This window comes from Kitasatospora sp. NPDC088264, from assembly GCF_040685715.1.
In the GTDB taxonomy this organism is placed as follows: Bacteria; Actinomycetota; Actinomycetes; order Streptomycetales; family Streptomycetaceae; genus Kitasatospora.
Window position 1 is genome coordinate 256,933 of sequence record NZ_JBFBIR010000003.1, and the last position, 25,421, is coordinate 282,353.

The window sequence follows — 25,421 nt, forward strand, 5'->3', positions numbered from 1 at the left end:
GGCCGTCCGTCCGGCCGTCACCAGCCGGAGGCCCCGCGGCGGCCGCGCCGCAGGACCAGCACCCCGTAGCCGGCCGCGGCCGTCACCAGCACGACGGCCAGCCAGCCGCCGAGGCCGAGCCCGTCGTCCTCGGCGGCGGCCGGGGCGGCAGTGGGGGCGGTGCCGGGCCGGGTGGCGGGGGTGGAGTGCGGCGGGGGCGCGCCGGCGGTGCCGCCGGCCTGGCCGGAGGGCTCGCCGTCCGGCGGGAGCTCGTCGACCAGCTTGCCGACCGGCTGCACCTTGCCGGCCGCCGCGAAGCCCCAGTCCAGCAGGGCCGCGGTCTCGTCGTAGACCTTCTGGTAGCTGTCCGGGTGCATCACGGTCACCAGCAGGGTGCGGCCGTTGCGTTCGGCGGCGCCGACGAAGGTCGAGCCGGCGTTGGTGGTGAAACCGTTCTTCACCCCGATCAGGCCGGGGTACTTGCCCAGCAGGCGGTCCGTGTTGGCGATCCCGAAACTGCCGCGCTGGCCGGTGTTCTTGTCCACCGCGCCCGGGAACATCGCCTGCCGGGTGGCGCAGTACATCCGGAAGTCGGGGTTGCGCAGGCCGGCCCGGGCGAACAGCGACAGGTCGTAGGCCGAGGAGAGCTGCCCGTCCATGTCGTAGCCGTCCGGGGAGATCACCCGGGTGTCCCGGGCCTGGAGGGCGTCGGCGCGGGACTGCATCTCGGTGACGGTCTGCTCCACGCCGCCGTTCATGTGCGCCAGGACGTGCACGGCGTCGTTGCCCGAGCTCAGGAACACCCCGCGCCACAGGTCCTCGACCCGGTAGTCCAGGTTCTCCTTGATGCCGACCAGGCTGCTGCCCTCACCGATCCCGAGGATCTCCTCGTCGGCGACCTTGTGCACCGTGTTGCGGTCGAACTTGGGCAGCACGGTGTCGGCGAAGAGGATCTTCAGGGTGCTGGCCGGGGCGAGCCGCAGATGCGGGTTGCTGGCCGCCAGCACGTCGCCCGACGTGGCGTCGGAGACTATCCAGGACTGGCCGGTGAGGTCCCTCGGCAGGGCCGGGGCTCCGGCCAGCGGCGAGACCTGGACCCCGGAGCGCCCGAGCCGCTCGCCGCCGACCGCGGAAGCGGCCGGGGGCGGCTCCTGCGGGGCAGCGACCGCCCCCGGGGCGGCGAGCAGGGCCGGGAGGACCGCGGCGGTCGTGACGAACAGATGCGCGAATTTCTGACGACGTGTGGACACGCGCAGACCGTACCCACTCCGGGGCATCCGCTGTGCGCCACACCGGGCCGGTCCTCCGTACGAGGGGCCCGCCCTACGCCGATCGGCGGTCCGCGCATACTGGGGGACGCACCCCGCCCCCACACCCCCGACGAGGACCCCCATGAAGCTCAGCCGCCGCACCTCCTGGTTCCTGACCGCCTTCGGCGTCTGGTCGATCATCATCTGGACCACCTTCGTCAAGAACCTCTGGAAGGACTCCGGCGGCCAGGCCTTCACCAACGGCGACCACTCCCAGCCCACCGCCTTCTTCTGGATCCACCTCCTCCTCGCCGTCACCTCCTTCCTCCTCGGCATCGCCGTCGGCGCCATCGGCCTGCGCGGCCTCCGCGCCACCCGCCGCACCCCGGCCACCGACTGAATCTCCGTTGCCGCTGTCGGTCCCCACTGGAAAGATCCTCACCGCTCGTACACGTAACGAGATCTCTCGATCAAAGGGGTGGGGTACTTCCATGACACTTCGGCATGCCCGCAGACTCGGCGGGGTCACCGCAGCGGCGCTCGCGGCCGGTCTGCTGGTTGCACCGGGGGCGGCTGCGGTACCGGGAACGGCAGTCACTGACCCGAAGGCACTGCCCGCACCGGGCTTCGCCGCCACGGGCCTGCACACCGACGCCTGTGACGACACCACCGCCCCCGGCTGGCTGGGGGTCGCGAACCCTGCGCTGACCGTCACCGCCACCTCCGCACAGGTGCGCTTCGCGGTTTGGGACGACTCGACCCCGGGCCACGACCAGATCGTCGACACCACCACCGACACCAGCGCCGGCACGGCCAAGCTCCCCACCAGCGGCCTGGCGGACGGCCACAGCTACTCGTGGAAGGCCTGGTCCGCGGACTCCTCGGGTACCGGAGAGCCGACCGCGACCTGCCACTTCCGGGTCGACCTCACCCGTCCGGGCCTGTCCGTCTCCTCCACCGACTTCCCGGAGAGCGGCTCGGGCACCGCGCCCGGCAAGTACGCGGGCGAGAACGGCATCTTCACCCTCAAGGGCACCGACGCCGCGCCGGCCGGCGGCGCGGCCTCCGGGGTGGCCTGCTACCAGTACGTGCTGAACGGCACCCTGGGCGTCGGCTGGGACTGCGCCTCCGCGCACACCGTGAAGGCGGGCGCCGACGGCAGTGCCGCGCTCACCCTCAAGCCCAAGGACTGGGGCACCAACGTCCTCACCGTCCAGGCGATGGACAACGCCGGAAACGTCGGCCAGCCGACCACCTACACCTTCTACGCTCCTTGGGACTCGCGCCCCAAGCCGGCCGCCCCGGGTGACGTCAACGGCGACGGTGTGCCCGACATCCTGCTCCCGGACGCCCAGGGCAACCTGCAGATCATCAGCGCCGGTGCGACGGACGCCACTCCGAGCTCCACCATCCCGGGCGCGCTCGCTCCGCTGCGGGCCGGCTGGCAGGACGACCTGGTGCTGCACCGGGGCTGGGCCAACACCCACGGCCCCGGTGATGACCTGCTGGTGCGTCCCAAGGGCAACCCGCAGTTCCTGTACGTCTACGCCAACGGGCACCAGGGCGACTTCAGCGGCCAGAACCCCACCCTGGCGGGGAAGCCGTCCCAGTGCATCGACTCGGCCGGGGAGTCGATCACCTGCCCCGGCGACTACGCCGCGGACTGGTCGGGCGCCGACCAGCTCGTCCCGGTCGGCGGTCGCTTCGGTGCCGCCCGGCCGTCCCTGCCGGTTCTCGTCTCGGTCGAGCACGGCAAGCTCTACGCCTATGTCGACAGCTCCCGCAGCTACGTCGCCGCCCAGCCCATCGCCACCACCGGCGACTGGAGCGGCTACGACCTGATCGCCCCCGGCGCGGACGCAGCCGGCAACCTCATCCTGTGGGCGCGCGACCGGGCCACCGGCGACCTGCATGCCTACCCGGTCTCGAAGAAGTCGAACGGACTGCTCGACTTCTCCGCGCTCGCGGACCCGAAGGCGAACGTGGTCGCCACCGGCTTCACCACCGCCGCCTACCCGACCCTCGGCAGCTCGGGCGACGGTGACGGGGACGGCACGCCGGACCTGTGGGCCGTGACCGCCGACCGGCACCTGGTGACCTTCAGCGGCTGGTCCGCCCCGAAGGACCTCGGCGCGCTGCGCTGAGCCCACGGCGAAGGCCCCCGTCCGATCGGATGATCGGACGGGGGCCTTCGCCGTGTCAGGCGGAGATCAGAAGCGGCGGGTGACCAGCGCCCGCTTCACTTCCTGGATCGCCTTGGTGACCTCGATGCCGCGCGGGCAGGCCTCGGAGCAGTTGAAGGTGGTGCGGCAGCGCCACACGCCCTCACGGTCATTGAGGATCTCCAGGCGCTGCTCGGCGCCCTCGTCGCGCGAGTCGAAGATGAAGCGGTGCGCGTTCACGATCGCGGCCGGGCCGAAGTACTGGCCGTCGTTCCAGAACACCGGGCAGGACGACGTGCACGCGGCGCACAGGATGCACTTGGTGGTGTCGTCGAAGCGCTCGCGCTCCTCGGCGGACTGCAGGCGCTCGCGGGTCGGGTCGTTCCCCTCGGTGATGAGGAACGGCATGACGTCCTTGTACGCCTGGAAGAACGGGTCCATGTCCACGACCAGGTCCTTGAGGACCGTGAGGCCCTTGATGGCCTCGATCGTGATCGGCTTCTCCGGGTTGACGTCCTTGATCAGGGTCTTGCACGCCAGCCGGTTGCGGCCGTTGATCCGCATGGCGTCGGAGCCGCAGATGCCGTGCGCGCAGGAACGGCGGTAGGTGAGGGTGCCGTCCTGCTCCCACTTGATCTTGTTGAGCGCGTCCAGAACGCGCTCCTTCGGGTCCAGCGTCAGCTGGTAGTCGACCCACACCGGGTCCGGGTGCTCCTCCGGGTTGAACCGGCGGATCCGGAAGGTGACGGTGATCAGCTCGACGCCGCCCGCCTCGACCGCGTCCAGAGCGGCCGAGTGCTTCTCCACGGTAGGAGTGCTCATCAGTACTTACGCTCCATCGGCTGGTAGCGGGTCGTGACGACCGGCTTGTAGTCGAGGCGGATGGAGGTGCTGCCGTCGGCGGCCACCTCCTGGTACGCCATGGTGTGCTGCATGAACTTCACGTCGTCACGGGTCGGGAAGTCCTCGCGGTAGTGGCCGCCGCGCGACTCCTCGCGGGCCAGCGCGGAGACGGCCAGCACCTCGGCCAGGTCGAGCAGGTTGCCCAGCTCGACGGCCTCCAGGAGGTCCGTGTTGTACCGGAAGCCCTTGTCCTGGATCGAGACGTTCTTGTAGCGCTCCTTCAGCGCGGCGATGTCCTCGACCGCCTGCTTCAGGGTGGCGCCGGTGCGGTACACCATCGCGTTGGCGTCCATGGTCTCCTGCAGCTCCTTGCGGATCTGCGCCACGGACTCGGTGCCGGCGGCCTCGCGCAGGCCGTCGACCAGGGCCTGGACCTTCTCGGCCGGGTTCTCGGGCAGCTCGACGAACTCGTGCACGTTGGCGTAGTCGGCGGCGGCGATGCCCGCGCGACGGCCGAACACGTTGATGTCCAGCAGCGAGTTGGTGCCCAGGCGGTTGGCGCCGTGCACGGACACGCAGGCGACCTCGCCGGCCGCGTACAGGCCCGGGACGACGTCGGTGTTGTTGCGCAGCACCTCACCCTCGACGTTGGTCGGGATGCCGCCCATGGCGTAGTGCGCGGTGGGCTGGATCGGGATCGGGTCCGTGTAGGGCTCGATGCCGAGGTAGGTGCGGGCGAACTCGGTGATGTCCGGGAGCTTGGCGTCCAGCTGCTCCGGCGGCAGGTGGGTCAGGTCCAGGTAGACGTGGTCGCCGTCCGGACCGCAGCCGCGGCCTTCGCGGATCTCGGTGTAGATCGCGCGGGAGCAGACGTCACGGGACGCGAGGTCCTTCATGACGGGGGCGTAGCGCTCCATGAAGCGCTCGCCGTCCTTGTTGCGCAGGATGCCGCCCTCGCCGCGGGCGCCCTCGGTGAGCAGGATGCCCATGCGCCAGATGCCCGTCGGGTGGAACTGGAAGAACTCCATGTCCTCCAGCGGCAGGCCGCGGCGGTACACCAGGGCCTGGCCGTCACCGGTGAGGGTGTGGGCGTTGGAGGAGACCTTGAAGAACTTGCCGGTGCCGCCGGAGGCGAACACGACGGACTTGGCCTGGAAGACGTGGATCTCGCCGGTGGCCAGCTCGTAGGCGACGACGCCGGCCGTCTTGCCCTCGTTGATCAGCAGGTCGAGGACGTAGAACTCGTTGAAGAACTCGACGCCGTGCTTGACGCAGTTCTGGAACAGCGTCTGGAGGATCATGTGACCGGTGCGGTCGGCCGCGTAGCAGGAGCGGCGGACGGGGGCCTCACCGTGGTTGCGGGAGTGCCCGCCGAAGCGGCGCTGGTCGATCCGGCCCTGCTCGGTGCGGGAGAAGGGCAGGCCCATCTTCTCCAGGTCGAGGACGGCGTCGATGGCCTCCTTGCACATGATCTCGGCGGCGTCCTGGTCGACCAGGTAGTCACCACCCTTGACCGTGTCGAAGGTGTGCCACTCCCAGTTGTCCTCCTCGACGTTGGCGAGGGCGGCGCACATGCCGCCCTGGGCCGCGCCGGTGTGGGACCGGGTGGGGTAGAGCTTGGTCAGGACGGCGGTGCGGGTGCGCTGCGTCGACTCGATGGCCGCGCGCATGCCGGCGCCGCCGGCGCCGACGATGACGGTGTCGTACTGGTGAATCTGCATGGGGGTTCTAACTCGCCTCTGGCCTCTGCCGATTGCCGATTAGATGCTTTGTCGTCAGATGTTGGGGTCGAAGGTGAAGATCACCAGGGTGCCGAGCAGCACGGTGAAGACCGTGGCGGTACCCATGAGCCCCTTCAGCCAGAGCCGGGTCGAGTCCTTCTCGGCGTAGTCGTTGATGACCTGCCGCATGCCGTTGGCGCCGTGGAGCATGGCGAGCCAGAGCATCGTGAGGTCCCAGACCTGCCAGAACGGCGAGGCCCAGCGGCCGGCCACGAAGGCGAAGCCGATCTTGGAGACGCCGCCGTCGAGCACCAGCATGATCAGCAGGTGGCCGAGGATCAGGACCACGAGGACGATGCCGGACAGGCGCATGAAGAGCCAGGCCAGCATCTCGAAGTTGGTGCGGGTGCGGCGCGGGGTCTTCGGGGTCCGCTTGCGCGGCGGCTCGATGACGAACGCGTCGGCCGGGTTGCCGGTGCCGAGGCCCTTGCCGGTGTGCGCCTGCGCGGAGGGGACGACCAGCGCGTCGGAGTATTCCGTGGACATGTGTCAGCTCACTTCCCGAACCAGGAGATCAGCGTGTGCTGCAGGATCCCGTAGAAGGAACCGGCCATCAGCACGACCCAGACCGCCACGACGGTCCAGAGCATCTGCTTCTGGTACTTCGGGCCCTTGGACCAGAAGTCCACGGCGACGACCCGCAGGCCGTTGAGGGCGTGGAACAGGATGGCGGCCACCAGGCCGTACTCCATCAGGTTCACGAGAGGAGTCTTGTACGTCTGAATGACGGTGTCGTACGCCTCGGGCGACACGCGCACCAGAGCGGTGTCCAGGACATGGGCGAACAGGAAGAAAAAGATGAGGACGCCGGTGACTCGATGAGCCACCCAGCTCCACATGCCTTCCCGGCCGCGGTACAGCGTTCCAGCCGGCACGGAAAAACCCTCCGGAAGCGATTGGGGGCTCGGCCGGCTTCGGTGTCGGTCAGCCCGGCCAGGTACGGTCCACCGGCCGCCAGCATCCTATCGACGCCGCGTCGCGAACCGCCTCCGGGGGTCTCAGGTGTGATCAATCAGGCACGACTGGCCTAGCCGGACGGGAACCGGCGGCGCTTTGGTCGCTCTGGGTGACTGCTCGGCTGCGTTACGGTGGCGGCCCGCTCCGCCGCCGACACCCTGCCGAGGCCCCCGTGCCGCTTCGCCCTGTCCGACCGCCCGCCGCCGCCCTCGCGGCTCTGCTGATGCTCGCCACGGGCTGCACCGCGGTCGGCGGCTCCTCCGCGGACCGGGCCGGGCCCGGCCGCGAGCTGTCCGCGGCCGAGCTGCGGGCGGCCGCGGTGGCCGACTCCGACCTCGGGGCGGGCTACACGGTGACGGTGATGACGCCCGGCCACGGCGACACCGGGGCGGGCGCGGGGCGGGAGGTCGCGGACGTCCCGGCCTGCCAGCCGCTGCTGGACGCGGTGACCCCGGCCACCCCGGCCGCCTCTGCCTCGCCGGCCGCCCAGGCCCCGGGCTACCCGTACGCGGAGACGGACCTGAGCGTGGCCCGGGCCGCCGACCCCAGGGGCGGCGTGTACGGCGGGCTGCTCGGCTACCGGACGGGGCGGGCGGCCGTGCTCCAGGCGGAGCTGGAGAAGCTGTTCGGCCCGTGTGCCGCGTTCACCTCGATGGCCCCGGCGCCGCCGGCCGAGAAGCCGGGGAAGAAGGCGCCGATCCGGACCAGGCACCGGCTGAACCGTGAGGACACGCCCACCCCCGGGGGAGCGGACGCCGCGCTCGGATTCACCCTGACGAATGAATCGGGGAGCGCGGTGCTCTCGCAGCGTGCGGTGCTGGCCCGGATCGGGCCGGCGCTCGCGGTGTTCACCACCTTCGGGGTCGCCGCCGAGCCGGCCACCGCGCCGGACGAGGTGATCGTCCGGCATCAGGTGGCCAAGCTGCGGGCCGCGCAGGCGAAGAAGAAGTAGCAGGCGGAGAGGGAGTGAGCGGGATGGGGGAGGAGTCGGCGGCTCAGCGCGCCCCGGCCTCCGAATGGGTGGCGACCAGGTGCTCCAGCCGGGTGAGGGAGATCCGGCGGAGCTCGTCCGCCGAGATCAGCCGCTCCTCGTCGGGGTCGTTGGCCAGCCGGGTGCGGATCGAGGAGAGCACGGTGTCGAGCATCTCCTCCGGGGCCACGCCCTCCAGGCAGACCACGAAGACGTGGCCGAACCTGGCCTCGTACGCGGCGTGGGCGGCCCGCAGCGCGGTGTGCGCGGCCTGGCTGCCCGGTGCCCGCATGCCGAGCAGCGGTTGCGGCATCCAGCTCTCGTCGGCGAGCGCCTCGGCCAGGTCGGCCGGGCGGAGGTCGTAGGAGGCCTCGCTGGCGGCGGCCAGCAGGGACTCTATGTCGGGGTAGGGCCGGTGCGCGGTGAGCCGCAGGGCCCAGCGGTGGCTGCCGCAGCAGGCCAGGAGGGCCTCCTCGGCGGCGCCGGCATCGGCTTCGTTGAAGCGGTGCAGCCCGAGGAGGGTCGGCTCGGAGCTTGGATCGAGCCGCTGTGGTGGGACGTCGCTGGCCAGCGGGTCCTCCTCGTGAGGGCGGGAAGGTGCCGGTGAAGTGGGGTGGGGTGAAGCAGCTGAAGTATGGGGGCTGCGGGCGGCGTCGCGGCGCCGGTCGGGCAGCTCCTCAAAGGTAGTTGAGCGGTCATCAGTTGGGGAGGGCGCGCGCGGAATTCATCCGGACGAGCTATCAAGTTGTGACGTTGACATCTTTGTGTCAGCGCCCTCCCCACATTCATCCGTTAATCCGGCATCTGTTGACCCGGCACCCCCGCCTCAGGAGGGTGGCTCTGGCGAGGCTCGCCAGAGGCGTACGGGGTGGCCGGGTCGCCGGTGGATCCGACCGCCGTCAGCCGCGGTGGACCTTGTGGTTGGCGGCCTGGGCGCGGGGGCGGACGACCAGGAGGTCGATGTTGACGTGCGGGGGGCGGGTGACCGCCCAGGCCACGGTGTCGGCGATGTCCTCCGAGGTCAGCGGCTCGGCCACGCCGGCGTACACGGCCGCGGCCTTCTCCTCGTCGCCGCGGAAGCGGGTGACCGCGAAGCCCTCGGACTTCACCATGCCGGGGGCGATCTCGATCACCCGGATCGGCTCCCCGCACAGCTCCAGGCGCAGCGTCGCCGCGATGGTGTGCGCGGCGTGCTTGGCCGCGACGTACCCGCCGCCGCCCTCGTACGCGGCCAGCGCGGCGGTCGAGGAGAGCACCAGCACGGTGCCGTCGCCGGTGGCCCGCAGGGCCGGCAGCAGCGCCTGCGTCACGTGCAGCACGCCGAGCACGTTCACCTCGTACATGGCCCGCCAGTCGGCCGGGTCGCCGTGCTCGACCGTCTCGGCGCCGATCGCCCCGCCGGCGTTGTTCACCAGCACGTCGACCCGGCCCACCTCGGCCGCGAAGGCGTCCACGGCGGCCCGGTCGGTGACGTCGAGCGTGACCGCCCTGGCCGAACCGCCCCCGTCGCCGATCTCCTTGGCCAGCGCCTCGATCCGCTCGGTCCGCCGGGCGGTCAGCACCACGTCGAAGCCCTCGGCCGCCAGCCGGCGGGCGGTCGCCGCGCCGATTCCGCTGCTGGCACCGGTGACCACGGCCACCTTCTGCTCGGTCATTGCCACTCCCTGGGGCTCATCCGGTCGTTCACCCGATCATCTCAACCGCGTCCGCGCCCGCGCCGACCGGTCCCGCTCCGGGTCCTGTCCTACATTGCGAGGACCGACCGATGCCCCCGCCGATCCCGTGGAGGGACCTCATGGCAGCCGAGCCGCGCCGCGCCGAGTCAGGCTTCCCGATCGAGCCGCTGTACGGCCCGGAGGCGCTGGCCGACTGGGATCCGGCGAGCAGACTCGGCCGGCCGGGGGAGTACCCGTACACCCGGGGCGTCTACCCGACGATGTACGCCGGGCGGCCGTGGACGATGCGCCAGTACGCGGGCTTCGGCACCGCCGCCGAGTCCAACGCCCGCTACCGGCAGCTGATCGCGGGCGGCGGCACCGGCCTGTCGGTGGCCTTCGACCTGCCCACCCAGATGGGCTACGACTCGGACGCGCCGCTCGCCGCCGGGGAGGTGGGCAAGGTGGGCGTGGCCGTTGACAGCGTCGAGGACCTGGCCGTCCTGTTCGACGGCATCCCGCTGGGCGGGGTGTCCACCTCCATGACCATCAACGCGCCCGCCGCCCTGCTCCTGCTGCTCTACCAACTGGTCGGCGAGGCCCAGGGGGTGGCGCCGGCCCGGCTGACCGGCACGGTCCAGAACGACGTGCTGAAGGAGTACATCGCCCGGGGCACGTACATCTTCCCGCCGCAGCCCTCGCTGCGGCTGGTCGCGGACGTCTTCCGGTACTGCCGGGCGGAGATCCCGCGCTGGAACACCATCTCCATCTCCGGCTACCACATGGCCGAGGCCGGGGCGGATCCGGCGCAGGAGATCGCCTTCACGCTGGCCAACGGCATCGCCTACGTCCGTACCGCGATCGCCGCCGGGATGGCGGTGGACGACTTCGCCCCCCGGCTCTCGTTCTTCTTCGTGGCCCGGGTCACGCTGCTGGAGGAGGTGGCCAAGTTCCGTGCCGCCCGCCGGATCTGGGCCAGGGTGATGCGGGAGGAGTTCGGCGCGAAGGACCCGCGCTCGTGGATGCTGCGCTTCCACACCCAGACCGCCGGGGTGCAGCTCACCGCCCAGCAGCCCGAGCTGAACCTGGTCCGGGTCTCGGTGCAGGCGCTCGCCGCGGTGTTCGGCGGCACCCAGTCGCTGCACACCAACGGCTTCGACGAGGCGATCGCGCTGCCCACCGAGAAGGCCGCCCGGCTCGCCCTGCGTACCCAGCAGGTGCTCGCCCACGAGACCGACGTGACCGCCACCGCCGACCCGTTCGCCGGCTCGTACGCGGTCGAGTCGCTGACCGACGAGGTGGAGGCCGCCGTGCTGGCGCTGATGGCCCGGGTCGAGGAGCTGGGCGGCGCGGTGGCCGCGATCGAGCGGGGCTTCCAGAAGGCCGCGATCGAGCGCACCGCCTACCGGCTCCAGCAGGAGACCGACTCCGGCGAGCGGACGGTGGTCGGCGTCAACCGCTTCCGGCTGGACGCCGAGGAGCCGTACCGGCCGCTGCGGGTGGATCCGGCGGTCGAGCGGCAGCAGGTCGAGCGGCTGTCCCGGCTGCGCGCCGGGCGGGACCGCGTGGCCGTCGCCCGGGCGCTGGACGGGCTGCGCCGCACCGCGGAGGGGGCGGGGAACGTGCTGTACCCGATGAAGGAGGCGCTGGCCGCGCGGGCCACCGTCGGCGAGGTCTGCGACGCCCTGCGGGAGGTGTGGGGCGTGTACGCCCCGGTGGAGCGCTTCTGACGTCACGTCAAGATTGGGGCGGCCGTGACCGCCGCTCCGGGTGATCGTTGCACAGGGCAAGCAACCGGGGAAGGCGGCTGAAACGAGATGTCATACCCACCTGTTCGGCCGGTATGCGCCCATCCGGGGACTAGTTTTCCAGAAGTCGGGCCAAATCCCCCCAACAGGCCTACCCTTGTTGAGATGAACCGTCCTGAGCCCGCTCAGCCGGGCGCCACTCTGGCCACCGCCCGCCCCGCCGCCGAACTGCGCGCCCGGGTCCGGGGGCTGGAGTCCGAGCTGATCACCTTCCGCCGTGACCTGCACCGGCACCCGGAGCTCGGCCGCCAGGAGTTCCGCACCACCGGCCTGCTCCGCGACCGGCTGGTGGCGGCTGGCCTGAGCCCCCGGGTGCTGCCCGGCGGCACCGGCCTGATCGTCGACGTCGTCCCGGCCGGCACCGCCCCCGGCACCGAGTTCCTGGCCTTCCGCGCCGACATCGACGCGCTGCCGATCGACGACGCCAAGACCGACGTGCCGTACCGCTCGACCGTCCCCGGCCGGGCCCACGCCTGCGGCCACGACGTGCACACCGCGGTGGTGCTCGGCACCGCCCTGGTGCTGGCCGAGGCCGTCCGCACCGGCGAACTGCGCCGCCCCGTCCGGCTGGTGTTCCAGCCGGCCGAGGAGGTCTTGCCGGGCGGTGCGCTGGACGTGATCAAGGCCGGGGGGATGGACGGCGTCGGCCGGATCTTCGCGGTGCACTGCGACCCCAAGGTGGAGGTGGGCCGGATCGCCCTGCGCACCGGGGCGATCACCTCGGCCTGCGACCGCCTGGTGCTGCACCTGGACGGCCCCGGCGGGCACACCGCCCGCCCGCACCTGACCACCGATCTGGTGACCGCGGTCGCCCGGATGGCCGCCGACCTGCCGGGCGCGCTGGCCCGTCGGATGGACCCGCGCTGGGGCGTGAGCCTGGTCTGGGGCCGGATCGCCTCCGGCTCCGCGTCCAACGTCATCCCGCAGCACGCCGAACTGGAGGGCACCGTCCGCTGCCTGGAGCTGGACGGCTGGCGCGAGGCGCCCGACCTGCTGCACGAGCTGATCGCCAAGCTGGCCGAGACCTACCGGGCGAAGTGGACGCTGGACTACCACCGGGGGGTGCCGCCGGTGGTCAACGAGGCGGTCTCGGTCGCCCTGCTGGACGCGGCGATGACCGACCGGTTCGGCCGGGAGGGCGCGCGGGTGGTGGAGAGCACCGAGCAGAGCCTGGGCGGCGAGGACTTCTCCTGGTACCTGGAGCACGCCCCGGGCGCGCTGGCCCGGCTCGGCGTCCGCGCCCCCGGTGACACCACCGTCCGCGACCTGCACCAGGGCCGCTTCGACGCCGACGAGCGCGCGATCGGGATCGGCGTGGAGCTGTTCGCGGCGCTCGCCCTGGACGAGCCGCGGGACTGAGCTGCGGGACTGAGCTGCGGAAACCGAACGGCAGGACCCAGCCGCAGGACCGAGCCGCGGAAACCGAACAGCAGGACTGGGCCGCGGGATTGAGCGGCGCACGCCGTCCCCGGACATCTCCTCGGGCACCGTGTGAACGCCCCCTCGGGCGACCCCCCGGACGACCGGTCGGCACCCCATCGGGGTGACCGGCCGGTTTACCGCCATCCGAGCTAATCGAACGGTTCCGTAGACTGAGCCGCAAAACCAGCTTTGGATCACCGTCGCGCACGGGAAATAGGGCCTCGGGAAGACCGTGAGACCACGGTTTGATAACAACCCGAATGCTCCGGCACCCCGTAACCCAACCGTGTTCTACGCGCGTTACGGTGGCGTCCGACCACGCTAATCAGGTGCGTGTGAGAAGGAGATACTCCCTTGCGCCGTTCAATGAAGCTCGCTGCGGTTGTGCTCTCGGGTTCCCTGGGCATGGCCTCGCTCGCCGCTTGCGGCGCAAAGAGCACTGACAGCAACACCTCCTCCGGTTCGGGCGACGGCTCGATCAAGGTCGGTATGGCCTACGACATCGGCGGCCGTGGCGACCAGTCGTTCAACGACTCCGCCGCTCGCGGTCTCGACAAGGCCAAGGCCGAGCTCGGCGTCGCGGTCACCGAGGCCGACGCCAAGACCGGTGAGGCCGAGGCTGACAAGGAGACCCGCCTCAAGAACCTGATCGACGGTGGTTACAAGACGATCATCGCGGTCGGCTTCGTCTACCAGCAGGCGGTCGACAAGGTCGCCAAGGACAACCCGAACGTCAAGTTCGCGATCATCGACTCGAACGACAAGGACCAGCCGTCCAACGTCACTTCGCTGGTCTTCGCCGAGCAGGAGGGTTCGTACCTCGCCGGCGTCGCCGCCGCGAACAAGTCGAAGTCCAAGCACGTCGGCTTCATCGGCGGTGTGCAGACCGAGCTGATCAAGAAGTTCGAGGCCGGTTACAAGGCGGGTGTGAAGTCCGTCGACGCGAACATCCAGGTCGAGACCACCTACCTGACCACGCCTCCGGACTTCACCGGCTTCAACTCGCCCGACAAGGGCAAGGAGGCCGCGCAGGGCCAGCTCGACAAGGGCGCGGACGTCATCTACGCCGCCGCCGGCTCCTCCGGCAACGGCGCCATCGAGGCCGTCGCCAACAAGCCGGGCGCCTACGCCATCGGCGTCGACTCCGACCAGGCCGCCCAGCCGGCCCTGGCGAAGTACAAGAACAGCATCCTCACCTCGATGGTGAAGAACGTCGACAACGCCGTCTTCTCCTACATCGAGTCGATCAAGAAGGGCCAGCCGTTCACCGGCATCAAGCTCTTCGACCTGAAGGCCGAGGGCGTCTCGCTCGCCACCACCGGCGGCAAGCTCGACGACATCCAGGACAAGCTGAAGGCCGCCGCCACGGCGATCACCTCCGGCGCCACCACCGTCCCGACCGCGCCGGCCCAGTAAGGCCCGCGCGTCCCGGACGCACCAGCGACTGCCGCCTGCCCGGCAGCGCGATGAACGGCAAAGCATCACGGGAGGGGCCCGGCAGGGTGCGCTCAACGCGTACCCCCGGGCCCCGTCCCGTCCCCCCGTCTTCCCCTTGGCCCTCCCAGCGCAACGACGCGCCTCCAGACCACCAGGAGATCGCCATCACCGCATCCGACCCCGTCCCCCCGCGCGAGGACGGTACCCCCAGCGCGGGGACGGCGACATCGGCCGTCGAACTGCGCGGCATCACCAAGCGCTTCCCCGGTGTCGTGGCCAACCACGACATCAACCTCACCGTCCGCAGCGGTACCGTGCACGCCCTGATGGGTGAGAACGGCGCCGGCAAGTCGACGCTGATGAAGATCCTCTACGGCATGCAGAAGCCGGACGAGGGCACCATCGCGATCAACGGCGAGCCGTGCGAGTTCAACACCCCGGGCGACGCCATCTCCCGCGGCATCGGCATGGTCCACCAGCACTTCATGCTGGCCGACAACCTCACCGTGTGGGAGAACGTCGTCCTCGGCGGCGAGAAGCTCCACGGCATCGGCGCCAAGGCGAAGGCGAAGATCAAGGAGATCTCCGACCAGTACGGCCTGGGCGTGCGCCCGGACGCCCTGGTCGAGGACCTCGGCGTCGCCGACCGCCAGCGCGTCGAGATCCTCAAGGTGCTCTACCGCGGCGCCAAGATCCTGATCCTCGACGAGCCGACGGCCGTGCTCGTCCCGCAGGAGGTCGACGCGCTGTTCGACAACCTGCGCGAGCTCAAGTCCGAGGGCGTCACCGTCATCTTCATCTCGCACAAGCTGCACGAGGTGCTGGCGGTGGCCGACGCGATCAGCGTGATCCGGCGCGGTACCACGGTCGGCGACGCCGACCCGAAGGCCGTCACCGCCCGTCAGCTGGCCGAGATGATGGTCGGCGCCGAGCTGCCCTCCCCGGAGAGCCGCGAGTCGACCGTCACCACGACCGAGATGCTCGACGTCAAGGACCTGCGGATCGCCAAGACCGACGCCGAGGGCATCGAGCGCGTCGTCCTCGACGACATCTCGTTGCGCATCCACAAGGGCGAGATCCTCGGCATCGCCGGCGTCGAGGGCAACGGCCAGGCCGAACTGGTCGAGGCCATCATGGGCATGCTGCCGCTGGACGGCGGCACCGTCACCCTGGACGGCAAGGACCTCTCCGGCTCGCTCACCCGGGCCCGCCGCGAGGCCGGCATCGGCTACATCCCCGAGGACCGCCACAAGCACGGCCTGCTGCTGGAGGCCCCGCTCTGGGAGAACCGGATCCTCGGTCACGTCACCGAGGCGCCCAACTCCAAGGGCGTCCTGCTCGACCCGGGCGCCGCCCGCAAGGACACCTGGCGGATCGTCGAGGACTACGACGTCCGCACCCCGGGCATCGAGGTCACCGCGGCCTCCCTCTCCGGCGGCAACCAGCAGAAGCTGATCATCGGCCGCGAGATGAGCCACCAGCCCAAGCTGCTGATCGCCGCGCACCCCACCCGTGGTGTGGACGTCGGCGCGCAGGCGCAGATCTGGGAGCACATCCGGGTCGCCCAGCGGGCCGGTCTGGCCGTCCTGCTGATCTCCGCCGACCTGGACGAGCTGATCGGCCTGTCCGACACCATCCGGGTCATCTACCGCGGGCGCCTGGTCGCCGACGCCGACCCGGCCACCGTCACCGCCGAGGACCTCGGTACCGCCATGACGGGTGCCGCCAGCGGCCACATCGAGTCCGATGCGGAGGCCGTCGAGCAGTTCCACGAGATCCTCGTGGAGGGCACCGAGGCCGAGTCCGACGCTGGCCCCACCGACACCGCCGACGACCCGCAGGCGGGGGAGTAACCCACATGACCAGTCCCAACACCGCCGCCAAGCGCAGCCTGGCGCAGCGGATCAGCGGTGAGCGGATCGTGCTCGCACTGGCGGCGCCGGTGCTCGCGGTCGTGCTCTCCATCGTGATCTGTTCCGTCCTGCTGGCGACTTCGGGCAAGAACCCGTTCGACGCGTGGAACGTGATGCTCACGTACGCCGGCAAGTCGGACGGCCAAGTGGGGATCCTCAACCGGTCCACCACGTACTACCTGGCCGCCGCTGCCGCCGCCTTCGGGTTCCGGATGAACCTGTTCAACATCGGCGTCGAGGGCCAGTACAAGGTCGCGGCGCTGTTCGCGGCCTTCGTCGGTGCCAAGGTCGACCTGCCGGCGATCATCCAGATCCCGCTGCTGCTGGTCACCGCCATGCTGGTCGGCGGCCTGTACGCGAGCATCGCCGGTCTGCTGAAGGTCTACCGCGGGGTCAGCGAGGTCATCTCGACCATCATGCTGAACTCGATCTCGATCGCGGTCGTCGGCCTGCTGCTCGTCCCCGGCATCTTCGCGCCGAAGACGAGCGCCACCAGCAACTCGATCCAGACCGACCCGATCTCGCAGTCCAGCCACTTCTTCACGATGGAGACGGCGGGTGGCCCGCTCTGGGGCTTCATCTTCATCGCCGCCCTGGTCGGCGTGGTGTTCCAGTTCGCGCTGACCCGCACCCGCTTCGGCTTCGACCTGCGCGCCACCGGCCGCTCAGAGTCGGCCGCGACCGCGTCCGGCGTGAACGTCAAGCGCATGGTGATCATCTCGATGGCGGTCTCCGGCGCGATCGCCGGTCTGATCGGCATGCCCGAGCTGGTGCAGAACTCGTTCTACTACGGCCAGAGCTTCCAGCCCGGTCTGGGCTTCCTCGGCATCTCGATCGCCCTGCTGGGCCGCAACAGCCCGATCGGCATGGCCTTCGCGGCCCTGCTGTTCGCGTTCCTGGACACCACCGGCTCCCAGCTGCCGCTCCAGGGCGGCTTCCCCTTCGAGATCGTCGACGTCATGAAGGGCACCATCGTCATCTGCGTCGTCGTCGCCTACGAGCTGGTGCGCCGCTACGGCCTGAAGCGCCAGCAGCAGAAGGTCGGCGCCCAGCTCGCCGCCCAGCTCGCGGCTCAGCTCGCGGCCACTGAGAAGAAGGAGGTGTCCGCATGAGCACGGCTACCGCCGCGCGTCCGAAGGCGCCGGGCGCGCCCACCAAGAAGCGCAAGATGTCCTGGCCGGTGGTGCTGCTGCTGATCGCGGGCGCCCTGGTCCTGTTCTCCGCCGTGGGCATGGCCACCGGCAACCACGCGCTGACCTCCTCCGGTCAGATCACCGCCGCGCTCAGCGCCGCCGTGCCGATCGGCATGGCCGGTCTGGGTGGTCTGTGGTCCGAGCGGGCCGGCGTGGTCAACATCGGCCTCGAAGGCATGATGGTCGCCGGCACCTTCTGCGGTGCCTGGGCCGGCTACCTGGTCAACCCGTGGGTCGGCCTGCTGGCCGGCATGCTCGGCGGCGCGCTCGGCGGTCTGCTGCACGCGCTCGTGACCGTCACCTTCGGCGTCGACCACATCGTCTCCGGCGTCGGCATCAACCTGCTGATCCCCGGCATCTGCGCGTACGTCAACCGGATCTACTACAAGGACTACATCGCGGTCGGCGCGGGTGCGAACCAGTCGCCGCCGGCGGATCCGCTGCCGTACATCACCGTCCCCGGGCTGTCCTCGTGGCTGTCCGACATCGAGAAGCACCACTGGTTCCTGGTCTCGGACGTGGCCGGCGTGGTCGGCGGCCTGGTCACCAACATCTCGGTGGTCGTGCTGGTGGCCGGCGCGATGATCGTGGTCAGCTACTTCGTGCTCTGGCGCACGGTGTTCGGCCTGCGGCTGCGCTCCTGCGGTGAGAACCCGACCGCCGCCGAGTCGCTGGGCGTCAACGTCTACAAGTACAAGTACCTCGCGGTCATCGCCTCCGGCGCCTTCGCCGGTCTCGGCGGTGCGTACCTCTCGCTGGTCGCGGCGCACTTCTACAAGGACGGGCAGACCCTCGGCCGCGGCTTCATCGGCCTCGCCGCGATGATCTTCGGCAACTGGATGCCGGGCGGCCTCGCCATGGGCGCCGGCCTGTTCGGCTTCACCGACAGCCTCCAGCTGCGCGACCCGGAGTCGGTGCACGTGCTGATCCTGACCGTCGCCATCGCGATGGCGCTGCTCGCGCTCTGGCAGCTGTACCGGCGCAAGTTCACCGGTGCGGCGATCTCCTTCGTGGTCGCCGGCGGTCTCGGCGCCTGGTACGCGCTCACCGACGAGGTGCAGCGCCCGCTGATCGTCGCCACGCCGTACGTGATCACCCTGGTGGTGCTCTCGCTGGCCTCCCAGCGGCTGCGGATGCCGAAGGCCGACGGCCAGATCTACCGCAAGGGCCAGGGCAAGTGACGGCGCCTGCGGCGTCGGCCGCGATCGACTGGGAGCGGCTGCGCGCCGCCGCGCGCGAGGCGATGACCCACGCGTACGCCCCGTACAGCAAGTTCCCGGTCGGCGCGGCCGCGCTGGTGGACGACGGGCGGCTGGTCACCGGCTGCAACGTCGAGAACGCCTCGTACGGGCTCGGGCTGTGCGCCGAGTGCGGGCTGGTGTCCGCGCTGCACGCCACCGGCGGCGGCCGGCTGACGGCCTTCACCTGCGTCGACGGCGCGGGCGAACTGCTGATGCCGTGCGGGCGCTGCCGCCAGCTGCTCTACGAGCACGGCGGGCCGGAACTGCTGATCGAGCTGCCCTCGGGGATCTGCCCGATGAGTGAGGTCCTGCCCGACGCGTTCGGGCCGGAGCGGCTCTAGCTTCGACAATTGTTACGCGCGTAGAGTGTCGCGAGTGGGCCGGAACCCGGTCATCTCGCGACACTCTTCGCTTTTGAAACCCCTCTTGGAGCACGCATGGACGCCATCTCCGTCATCAGGACCAAGCGCGACAGCGGAGAGCTGAGCGACGCTCAGATCGACTGGGTCATCGACGCCTACACCCGCGGCGAGGTCGCCGACGAGCAGATGTCCGCCCTGGCCATGGCGATCCTGCTGAACGGCATGAAGCCGCACGAGATCAGCCGCTGGACCGACGCCATGATCCGCTCCGGCGTCCGGATGGACTTCTCCTCGCTGCCGCTGCCCACCAGTGACAAGCACTCCACCGGCGGCGTCGGTGACAAGATCACCCTCCCGCTCGCCCCGCTCGTCGCCGCCTGCGGCGCCGCCGTCCCGCAGCTCTCCGGCCGCGGCCTCGGCCACACCGGCGGCACCCTCGACAAGCTGGAGTCCATCCCCGGCTGGCGCGCCCTGCTCTCCAACGAGGAGATGCTCGACGTCCTGCGCTCCACCGGCGCGGTCATCTGCGCCGCCGGTGACGGTCTCGCGCCCGCCGACAAGAAGCTCTACGCGCTGCGCGACGTCACCGGCACCGTCGAGGCCATCCCGCTGATCGCCTCCTCGATCATGTCCAAGAAGATCGCCGAAGGCACCGGCGCCCTGGTCCTGGACGTCAAGGTCGGCTCCGGCGCCTTCATGAAGAACCTCGGCGACGCCCGCGAACTCGCCCGCACCATGGTCGGTCTGGGCACCAGCGCCGGCGTGAACACCGTCGCCCTGCTCACCGACATGTCCACCCCGCTCGGCCTCACCGCCGGCAACGCGCTGGAGGTCCGCGAGTCGATCGAGGTGCTGGCCGGCGGCGGCCCCGCCGACGTCGTCGAGCTCACCCTCGCCCTCGCCCGCGAGATGCTCGCCGCGGCCGGCGTGCACGGCAAGGACCCGGCCGACGCGCTGCGCGACGGCTCCGCGATGGACCACTGGCGCCGCATGATCGCCGCCCAGGGCGGCGACGTCGACGCCCCGCTCCCGGTCGCCCGCGAGCAGCACGTCATCCCGGCGCCCGCCTCCGGCGTCCTCACCGAGCTCGACGCCTACGCCGTCGGCGTCTGCGCCTGGCGCCTCGGCGCCGGCCGCGCCCGCAAGGAGGACCCGGTCCAGGCCGGCGCCGGCGTCGAGATGCACGCCAAGCCCGGCGACACCGTTGTGGCCGGCCAGCCCCTGCTGACCCTGCACACCGACACCCCCGAGCGCTACGACTACGCCATCGAGGCGCTGGCGGGCGGCATCGCGGTCTCCCCGGCCGGCACGGCCTTCACCCCGAACCCGATCGTCCTCGACCGCATCGCGTAGTCATGTGATTACCTTTGTGCGGCAGCGTGCCGGCTGTATGAGGGACCGACGAGGAGCCCGCACCCGGGTTGCCGGGTGCGGGCTCCTTCCGTGTGCTCGGGCCCGGTCGGCCGGTGTCCTGCGGGTGCGGGTTCAGGCGTAAGTCCGCAGGAAGCTGGTGTCGAGCGTCCAGGGACCGACGGTGATCTCGTCGCCGAAGACGAAGTCCTTGCGGCGGGTGTAGCCGGGCTCGTCGTGCACGATGCCGGTGCCCTTGCGGGGATCGACCAGGAGGTACAACGGGATGCCCATCGCCGCGTAGTCGCGGACCTTGTCGCGGTGGTCGTTCTCGGGGTTGGACTCGGAGACGACCTCCACGACCAGGACCACCTCGTGGGGGAGCAACGCTGCTCTCTCGCTCTCAAGGGTCGCTTCGGCGAACACCATCAGATCCGGATTCCGCAGCCTGCCCAGGCCGACTTCTTCCAGGTCCGCGCCGCCGTGGGCGATGTAGCCGGGGTGGGTCTGGGGTAGCTGGGCATTGAGCTGTTGAGCGATCCGCAGTACCGCGAGCTCGTGCCGTTTGACCGGCGACAGCATCAGGACGACCGCTCCGTCGGCGATCTCGACCTTCCCCAGTCCCGGCAGCCGGGGAAGCTGTTCGGCGATCTTCCGCAATCGGGCGTACGCCGCCGGATCGACGCTCATGTCCCGGAGTGTATCCGCGGTGACTGTCAGGGGCGGTTGAAGGCGTCGTGGGTGCCGATCCGGCGCCAGACGATGCGTGGTTCCCCGCCCTGGACGGGGTGGCCGTAGTGGAAGGTGGCCCGGCCGTCCGGGGCCCAGGTCAGCTCCCAGATGTCCGGGTGGCCCTGCATCTTCCTCACGCGCAGGCCGCGTCGGAAGCCCTGACCGGCCCGCAGGTCGGTGACGAACTGGGCGACGGCGACGAGGAATTCGGCCTTCTGCGCGGGAGTCAGGCCCTTCCAGTCGCGGAGGAAGTGGGCCGGCGACTCATGCGTCGGCACGGCGCTTGATCTCCTCCAGGTCCAGGCCGCCCTCGTCGGCGAGGGACTGCAGGAAGGCGTCGCCGTCCTGGAAGACCTCGCCACGGTCGCCCTCGGCGATCGCCTCGTCGACCTCCTGCTCCTGCCAGGCGGCGCCCCAGAACCACGCCTGGTCGTCGGGGATCACGGAGGCGGGGGTCAGCACGATGCGGCCGTCCTCGACGGCGACCACCAGTTGGTCGCCCTCCTGGAGGTCCAGTTGCTCCCTTATCTCCTGCGGGATGGTGACCACGCCCTTCTTCCGCACGGGCGTGGACACCAGGTGGGGGCGGCGGCGGCGCTTGAGGTCTACCTGGCGGAAAGTCTGCCCAGTCGGTCCTCTCGCCGGGCCGCGTGGGCCCGGCGGGTGGCGTAGAGGGTGACGGCGGCGGCGAGGGTCATGGCGGTGAGGCCGACGGTGGCGGCGCCCGGCCAGCCGGTGGCGTGGTAGGCGTCGGCGCCCAGGGTGCCGCCGAGGCTGTTGCCGAGGTAGTAGGCGATCAGGTAGAGGGCGGAGGCCTGGGCGCGGCCCTCGGTGGCGGTGCGGCCGACCGCGGAGGAGGCGGTGGCGTGGCCGGCGAAGAAACCGGCGGTGATCAGGACCAGGCCGAGCAGGGCGCAGACCAGGGACTCGGTGAGGGAGAGCAGCAGCCCGGCGGCGGTCACGCCGATGGAGACGTAGAGCGCGCCGCGGCGGCCGAGCCGGGCGGCGAGGCGGCCGGCGGCGGCGGAGGTGCCGGTGCCGACCAGGTAGACGACGAAGATCGAGGCGGCGACGGACTCGGGCAGGTGGAACGGCGCCGAGATCAGCCGGTAGCCGACGGTGTTGTAGACCGCGCCGAACACGGCCATGAACAGCAGTCCGAGCGCGTACAGCCGCACCAGCAGCGGGTTGCGCAGGTGCCGGCCGACGGTGCGGGCCAGGGCGCGGGCGTCCACCGGGGCCGGGGTGAAGTGCCGGGCGGCGGGGATCAGCAGCCGGAAGGCGAGCGCGGCGAGCAGGGCGAGGGCGGCGGAGGCGGCGAGGCCCCAGCGCCAGCCGAAGGCCGCGGCGGTCCAGCCGGAGAGCAGTCGGCCGCCCATGCCGCCGATGCTGCTGCCGGCCACGTACAGGCCCATCGCGGAGGCCAGGGCGCTGGGGTGGACCTCCTCGGCAAGGTAGGCCATGGCGGTGGCGGGCAGCCCGGCCAGCGCGGCGCCCTGGAGGACGCGCAGTACGACGAGGGTGGTGAGGTCGGGCGCGAACGGCAGGGCGAGGGCGAGGGTGGCGGCGGCGAGGGTGGAGGCCGTCATCACGGCGGTGCGGCCGTACCGGTCGGACAGGGCGCTGGCGGGGAGCAGGGCGAGCGCGAGTCCGAGGGTGGCGGCGGAGGCCGTCCAGCTGGCCTGGCCGGGGGTGAGGTCGAGGTCGGCCGAGAGGATCGGCAGCAGGCCCTGGGTGGAGTAGAGCAGGACGAAGGTCGCGACTCCGGCGGCGAACAGGGCGAGGTTGGCGCGGCGGAAGGCGCGCTGGCCGGGGCGGTGGCGGTCGTCGTGCGAGGGGGCGGGGGCGGGGGCATCCGGGGTGGTCACGGATGCCCTGGTATCGGCGGGCTGCATGTCGTCGACGGTAGGCGCGCCGCGGTTGATGCGTCCAATGCATGAACGGTGGATGATCGATGCGTTGTCGTATGAGTCGAGGTGGTGGCGGGATGGCCGGGGTGGACCGGGCGGACGTGACGGACGGCACGGAGCCGCGGTACCGGGTGGCGGAGTTGGGGCCGGACGAGCCGGCGGTGCTGCTGGCGCCCCGGCTGGCCCAGTTCGCGGCGGTGGCCCGGCTGGAGCACGTGACGCGGGCGGCCGCGCTGCTCGGGGTGCCGCAGCCGACGCTGTCGCGGGCGGTGGCCCGGCTGGAGGAGGAGCTGGGCGTGGACCTGCTGGCCCGTCAGGGCCGGACGGTCCGGCTGACCAGGGCCGGCCGGCTGCTGTTGGCCTCGGTGGAGCGGGCGCTGGCGGAGGTCGAGCGGGGGGCGGAGGCGGCCCGGGCGGAGGCCGATCCGGCGGCCGGGCGGGTGGCGTTCGGCTTCCTGCACACGATGGGGACGGACGCAGTGCCGGCGCTGCTGCGCGGGTTCCGGGCGGGGCATCCGCAGGTCCGGTTCCAGCTGGTGCAGGACTACGTCGGGGCGATGCTGGAGCGGTTGCGGGCGGGGGAGTTGGACCTCTGCCTGGTCGCGCCGCTGCCGGACGATCCGGCCTTCACGGCCCGCCCGCTGGACGAGCAGCGGCTGCACCTGGTCGTCCCGGCGGACCACCGGCTGGCGGGCCGGCGGCGGATCCGACTGGCGGAGGTGGCCGAGGAGCCGTTCGTCGGGCTGGAGCAGGGGTACGGGCTGCGCGCGATCACGGACGGCTTCTGCGCGCAGGCCGGGTTCGTGCCGCGGCTGGCCTTCGAGGGGGAGGAGGCGGAGACGCTGCGCGGGCTGGTCGCGGCCGGGCTGGGGGTGGCGCTGCTGCCGCCGGCGCTGGTGCCGCGGCCGGGGGTGGTGGAGCTGGAGGTGACGGCGCCGCGCACCCGGCGGGCGATCGGGCTGGCCTGGGCGGCGGGGCGGCCGCTGACCCCGCCGGTGGCGGCGTTCCGGGACTTCGTGCTGTCCCGGCGGGGCCGGTTGCTGCAGCACGACTGAGCCGCGACTGAGCCGCGACTGGGCCGTAACCGGGCCGCAACCGGGCCGAATGTGTCGCGGATGGCCCGGGCGGTGGAATTCCCGGTGGACTTTCGCCGAACCGGCCGTGTCAACAGTGGTGGGTCTACGCGCGTAGGGGCTATATTTCCGCAATGGAGAAGCAGATCCCTGTCACCGCCGCGGGCGCCGGCCCGCGCATCCCCACCCCCGACCAGATCCGCCGCGCGCCGAAGGTGCTGCTGCACGACCACCTCGACGGCGGGCTGCGCCCGGAGACGGTCGTCGAGCTGGCCGCCGCGGTCGGCTACGAGGGCCTTCCGACCACCGACGCCAAGGAGCTCGGCGAGTGGTTCCGCGAGGCCGCCGACTCCGGCTCGCTGGTCCGCTACCTGGAGACCTTCGCGCACACCTGCGCCGTGATGCAGACCCGCGAGGCCCTGATCAAGGTCGCCGCCGACTGCGCCGAGGACCTGGCCGCCGACGGCGTCGTGTACGCCGAGGTCCGCTACGCCCCCGAGCAGCACCTGGAGGCCGGCCTGTCCCTGGACGAGGTCGTCCAGGCCGTGAACGAGGGCTTCCGCCTCGGCGAGGCCAACGCCCGCGCGGCCGGCCACCGGATCCGGGTCGGCACCCTGCTGACCGCGATGCGGCACGCCGCCCGCTCCACCGAGATCGCCGAACTGGCCAACCGCCACCGGGACCAGGGCGTCGTCGGCTTCGACATCGCCGGTGCCGAAGCGGGTCACCCGCCCACCCGCCACCAGGCCGCCTTCGACTACCTCAAGGGCGAGAACAACCACTTCACCATCCACGCGGGCGAGGCCTTCGGCCTGCCGTCGATCTGGGAGGCCCTGCAGTGCTGCGGCGCCGACCGGCTCGGCCACGGCGTGCGGATCGTCGACGACATCACGGTGGCCGAGGACGGCAGCGTCGAGCTCGGCCGGCTGGCCGCGTACGTGCGCGACAAGCGCATCCCGCTGGAGATGTGCCCGACCTCCAACCTCCAGACCGCGGCGGCCACTTCGTACGCCGAGCACCCGATCGGGCTGCTCAGCCGGCTGAAGTTCCGGGTCACCGTGAACACCGACAACCGGCTGATGAGCGGCACCAGCATGAGCCGCGAGTTCGGGCACCTGGTGGAGGCCTTCGGCTACACGCTGGGGGACATGGAGTGGTTCACGGTGAACGCGATGAAGTCCGCGTTCCTGCCGTTCGACGAGCGGCTGGCGATGATCAACGACGTGATCAAGCCGGGGTACGCCGAACTGAAGGCGGAGTGGCTGTTCAGCTCGGGCACCGGCGACAGCTGAGCGGCCCGGCCCGTTCGAATGGTCGGGTGAACGCCCATGTCCCGAAAGGGAGTTGGCGTTCATCCGACTACTCACTCGGGTGAGTGAACGC

Annotated in this window: 24 protein-coding genes; 13 read left to right on the forward strand and 11 right to left on the reverse strand. The window is 71.3% G+C overall.

What is annotated here, in order from left to right; genetic code table 11:
* Positions 1-17: 17 nt before the first annotated feature.
* Positions 18-1,229 carry a D-alanyl-D-alanine carboxypeptidase gene (locus tag AB0O82_RS04770; protein ID WP_363580214.1) on the reverse strand — a complete coding sequence of 404 codons (1,212 nt, stop codon included), beginning with the start codon at positions 1,227-1,229 and terminating at the stop codon, positions 18-20.
* Between the two features lie 142 nt (positions 1,230-1,371).
* On the opposite strand from AB0O82_RS04770, the gene AB0O82_RS04775 reads away from it, so the two are divergent.
* Together AB0O82_RS04775 and AB0O82_RS04780 are read left to right on the forward strand one after the other, a co-directional pair.
* The gene (locus AB0O82_RS04775; protein WP_063349038.1) at positions 1,372-1,629 is read left to right on the forward strand and encodes an SCO4848 family membrane protein; all 258 of its coding nucleotides are present in this window, start codon (positions 1,372-1,374) and stop codon (positions 1,627-1,629) included.
* A gap of 91 nt (positions 1,630-1,720) precedes the next feature.
* A complete protein-coding gene (locus AB0O82_RS04780; RefSeq protein ID WP_363580216.1) occupies positions 1,721-3,373 on the forward strand; it encodes a hypothetical protein in 1,653 nt (550 codons plus the stop codon).
* Positions 3,374-3,439: 66 nt separating this feature from the next.
* On the opposite strand, the gene AB0O82_RS04785 is transcribed toward AB0O82_RS04780, so the two are convergent.
* From AB0O82_RS04785 to sdhC, 4 genes are read right to left on the reverse strand one after another with little or no spacing between them, the layout of a single operon-like run.
* Positions 3,440-4,213 (reverse strand): succinate dehydrogenase iron-sulfur subunit, encoded by a 774-nt coding sequence (locus AB0O82_RS04785; protein WP_350877240.1) that lies wholly within the window; start codon positions 4,211-4,213, stop codon positions 3,440-3,442.
* Positions 4,213-5,955: a succinate dehydrogenase flavoprotein subunit gene (gene sdhA / locus AB0O82_RS04790; RefSeq protein ID WP_063349041.1), complete on the reverse strand. Its 1,743-nt coding sequence runs from the start codon at positions 5,953-5,955 to the stop codon at positions 4,213-4,215. The genes AB0O82_RS04785 and sdhA overlap by 1 nt, the downstream gene beginning before the upstream one ends.
* Positions 5,956-6,009: 54 nt before the next feature.
* Entirely contained in the window at positions 6,010-6,501 is a 492-nt protein-coding gene (locus AB0O82_RS04795; RefSeq protein ID WP_350877244.1) for a succinate dehydrogenase hydrophobic membrane anchor subunit, read from the reverse strand.
* A gap of 8 nt (positions 6,502-6,509) precedes the next feature.
* Positions 6,510-6,890: a succinate dehydrogenase, cytochrome b556 subunit gene (gene sdhC, locus AB0O82_RS04800; protein WP_063349043.1), complete on the reverse strand. Its 381-nt coding sequence runs from the start codon at positions 6,888-6,890 to the stop codon at positions 6,510-6,512.
* 254 nt (positions 6,891-7,144) lie between these two features.
* Between sdhC and AB0O82_RS04805 the strand changes: the two genes are divergently transcribed.
* Positions 7,145-7,924 carry a hypothetical protein gene (locus AB0O82_RS04805; RefSeq protein WP_363580218.1) on the forward strand — a complete coding sequence of 260 codons (780 nt, stop codon included), beginning with the start codon at positions 7,145-7,147 and terminating at the stop codon, positions 7,922-7,924.
* Between the two features lie 43 nt (positions 7,925-7,967).
* On the opposite strand, the gene AB0O82_RS04810 is transcribed toward AB0O82_RS04805, so the two are convergent.
* A complete protein-coding gene (locus AB0O82_RS04810) occupies positions 7,968-8,453 on the reverse strand; it encodes a 2-oxo-4-hydroxy-4-carboxy-5-ureidoimidazoline decarboxylase (protein WP_363580301.1) in 486 nt (161 codons plus the stop codon).
* Between the two features lie 388 nt (positions 8,454-8,841).
* The gene (locus tag AB0O82_RS04815) at positions 8,842-9,597 is read right to left on the reverse strand and encodes an SDR family oxidoreductase (RefSeq protein ID WP_363580220.1); all 756 of its coding nucleotides are present in this window, start codon (positions 9,595-9,597) and stop codon (positions 8,842-8,844) included.
* Between the two features lie 140 nt (positions 9,598-9,737).
* Between AB0O82_RS04815 and AB0O82_RS04820 the strand changes: the two genes are divergently transcribed.
* From AB0O82_RS04820 to AB0O82_RS04855, 8 genes are all read left to right on the forward strand, one after another.
* A complete protein-coding gene (locus AB0O82_RS04820) occupies positions 9,738-11,327 on the forward strand; it encodes a methylmalonyl-CoA mutase family protein (RefSeq protein WP_363580222.1) in 1,590 nt (529 codons plus the stop codon).
* Positions 11,328-11,510: 183 nt separating this feature from the next.
* A complete protein-coding gene (locus AB0O82_RS04825; RefSeq protein WP_363580224.1) occupies positions 11,511-12,764 on the forward strand; it encodes an amidohydrolase in 1,254 nt (417 codons plus the stop codon).
* Positions 12,765-13,181: 417 nt separating this feature from the next.
* A complete protein-coding gene (locus AB0O82_RS04830; protein WP_363580226.1) occupies positions 13,182-14,243 on the forward strand; it encodes a BMP family ABC transporter substrate-binding protein in 1,062 nt (353 codons plus the stop codon).
* A gap of 260 nt (positions 14,244-14,503) precedes the next feature.
* Positions 14,504-16,117, forward strand: a complete 1,614-nt coding sequence (locus tag AB0O82_RS04835) for an ABC transporter ATP-binding protein (RefSeq protein WP_363580303.1) — start codon at positions 14,504-14,506, stop codon at positions 16,115-16,117.
* Positions 16,118-16,122: 5 nt separating this feature from the next.
* Complete coding sequence (locus AB0O82_RS04840) at positions 16,123-17,289, forward strand: ABC transporter permease (protein WP_363580228.1); 1,167 nt, start codon at positions 16,123-16,125, stop codon at positions 17,287-17,289.
* Positions 17,286-18,551 carry an ABC transporter permease gene (locus AB0O82_RS04845; protein ID WP_350877261.1) on the forward strand — a complete coding sequence of 422 codons (1,266 nt, stop codon included), beginning with the start codon at positions 17,286-17,288 and terminating at the stop codon, positions 18,549-18,551. Before AB0O82_RS04840 ends, AB0O82_RS04845 begins: the two co-directional genes overlap by 4 nt.
* Positions 18,548-18,952: a cytidine deaminase gene (locus AB0O82_RS04850; protein ID WP_363580231.1), complete on the forward strand. Its 405-nt coding sequence runs from the start codon at positions 18,548-18,550 to the stop codon at positions 18,950-18,952. The genes AB0O82_RS04845 and AB0O82_RS04850 overlap by 4 nt, the downstream gene beginning before the upstream one ends.
* Before the next feature lie 96 nt (positions 18,953-19,048).
* Positions 19,049-20,326, forward strand: coding sequence for a thymidine phosphorylase (locus AB0O82_RS04855; protein WP_363580233.1), 1,278 nt, complete (start codon positions 19,049-19,051; stop codon positions 20,324-20,326).
* A gap of 132 nt (positions 20,327-20,458) precedes the next feature.
* On the opposite strand, the gene AB0O82_RS04860 is transcribed toward AB0O82_RS04855, so the two are convergent.
* The 4 genes from AB0O82_RS04860 to AB0O82_RS04875 are packed head-to-tail and all read right to left on the reverse strand — an operon-like array spanning position 20,459 to position 22,950.
* Positions 20,459-21,013, reverse strand: coding sequence for a Uma2 family endonuclease (locus AB0O82_RS04860; RefSeq protein ID WP_363580234.1), 555 nt, complete (start codon positions 21,011-21,013; stop codon positions 20,459-20,461).
* 26 nt (positions 21,014-21,039) lie between these two features.
* On the reverse strand, positions 21,040-21,333 hold the full coding sequence (locus AB0O82_RS04865; RefSeq protein ID WP_363580236.1) for a hypothetical protein: 294 nt from the start codon (positions 21,331-21,333) through the stop codon (positions 21,040-21,042).
* Complete coding sequence (locus AB0O82_RS04870; RefSeq protein WP_363580238.1) at positions 21,320-21,631, reverse strand: AbrB/MazE/SpoVT family DNA-binding domain-containing protein; 312 nt, start codon at positions 21,629-21,631, stop codon at positions 21,320-21,322. The genes AB0O82_RS04865 and AB0O82_RS04870 overlap by 14 nt, the downstream gene beginning before the upstream one ends.
* Before the next feature lie 29 nt (positions 21,632-21,660).
* Positions 21,661-22,950 (reverse strand): MFS transporter, encoded by a 1,290-nt coding sequence (locus AB0O82_RS04875; protein ID WP_363580240.1) that lies wholly within the window; start codon positions 22,948-22,950, stop codon positions 21,661-21,663.
* Positions 22,951-23,042: 92 nt separating this feature from the next.
* Here AB0O82_RS04875 and AB0O82_RS04880 point away from each other — a divergent pair, with 92 nt between their 5' ends.
* Positions 23,043-24,020, forward strand: coding sequence for a LysR family transcriptional regulator (locus AB0O82_RS04880; protein ID WP_363580242.1), 978 nt, complete (start codon positions 23,043-23,045; stop codon positions 24,018-24,020).
* A gap of 152 nt (positions 24,021-24,172) precedes the next feature.
* The gene (locus tag AB0O82_RS04885; RefSeq protein WP_063349058.1) at positions 24,173-25,330 is read left to right on the forward strand and encodes an adenosine deaminase; all 1,158 of its coding nucleotides are present in this window, start codon (positions 24,173-24,175) and stop codon (positions 25,328-25,330) included.
* Positions 25,331-25,421 lie beyond the last annotated feature (91 nt).

Bases quoted from the DNA above. Each gene is read 5' to 3' on its own strand.
- AB0O82_RS04840 (WP_363580228.1), top strand. From the start codon at position 16,123: ATGACCAGTCCCAACACCGCCGCCAAGCGCAGCCTGGCGCAGCGGATC.
- AB0O82_RS04815 (WP_363580220.1), bottom strand. From the start codon at position 9,597: ATGACCGAGCAGAAGGTGGCCGTGGTCACCGGTGCCAGCAGCGGAATC.
- AB0O82_RS04825 (WP_363580224.1), top strand. From the start codon at position 11,511: ATGAACCGTCCTGAGCCCGCTCAGCCGGGCGCCACTCTGGCCACCGCC.
- AB0O82_RS04880 (WP_363580242.1), top strand. From the start codon at position 23,043: ATGGCCGGGGTGGACCGGGCGGACGTGACGGACGGCACGGAGCCGCGG.
- sdhA (WP_063349041.1), bottom strand. From the start codon at position 5,955: ATGCAGATTCACCAGTACGACACCGTCATCGTCGGCGCCGGCGGCGCC.
- AB0O82_RS04875 (WP_363580240.1), bottom strand. From the start codon at position 22,950: ATGCAGCCCGCCGATACCAGGGCATCCGTGACCACCCCGGATGCCCCC.
- AB0O82_RS04780 (WP_363580216.1), top strand. From the start codon at position 1,721: ATGACACTTCGGCATGCCCGCAGACTCGGCGGGGTCACCGCAGCGGCG.
- AB0O82_RS04775 (WP_063349038.1), top strand. From the start codon at position 1,372: ATGAAGCTCAGCCGCCGCACCTCCTGGTTCCTGACCGCCTTCGGCGTC.
- AB0O82_RS04845 (WP_350877261.1), top strand. From the start codon at position 17,286: ATGAGCACGGCTACCGCCGCGCGTCCGAAGGCGCCGGGCGCGCCCACC.
- AB0O82_RS04820 (WP_363580222.1), top strand. From the start codon at position 9,738: ATGGCAGCCGAGCCGCGCCGCGCCGAGTCAGGCTTCCCGATCGAGCCG.
- AB0O82_RS04885 (WP_063349058.1), top strand. From the start codon at position 24,173: ATGGAGAAGCAGATCCCTGTCACCGCCGCGGGCGCCGGCCCGCGCATC.
- AB0O82_RS04785 (WP_350877240.1), bottom strand. From the start codon at position 4,213: ATGAGCACTCCTACCGTGGAGAAGCACTCGGCCGCTCTGGACGCGGTC.
- AB0O82_RS04855 (WP_363580233.1), top strand. From the start codon at position 19,049: ATGGACGCCATCTCCGTCATCAGGACCAAGCGCGACAGCGGAGAGCTG.
- AB0O82_RS04860 (WP_363580234.1), bottom strand. From the start codon at position 21,013: ATGAGCGTCGATCCGGCGGCGTACGCCCGATTGCGGAAGATCGCCGAA.
- AB0O82_RS04795 (WP_350877244.1), bottom strand. From the start codon at position 6,501: ATGTCCACGGAATACTCCGACGCGCTGGTCGTCCCCTCCGCGCAGGCG.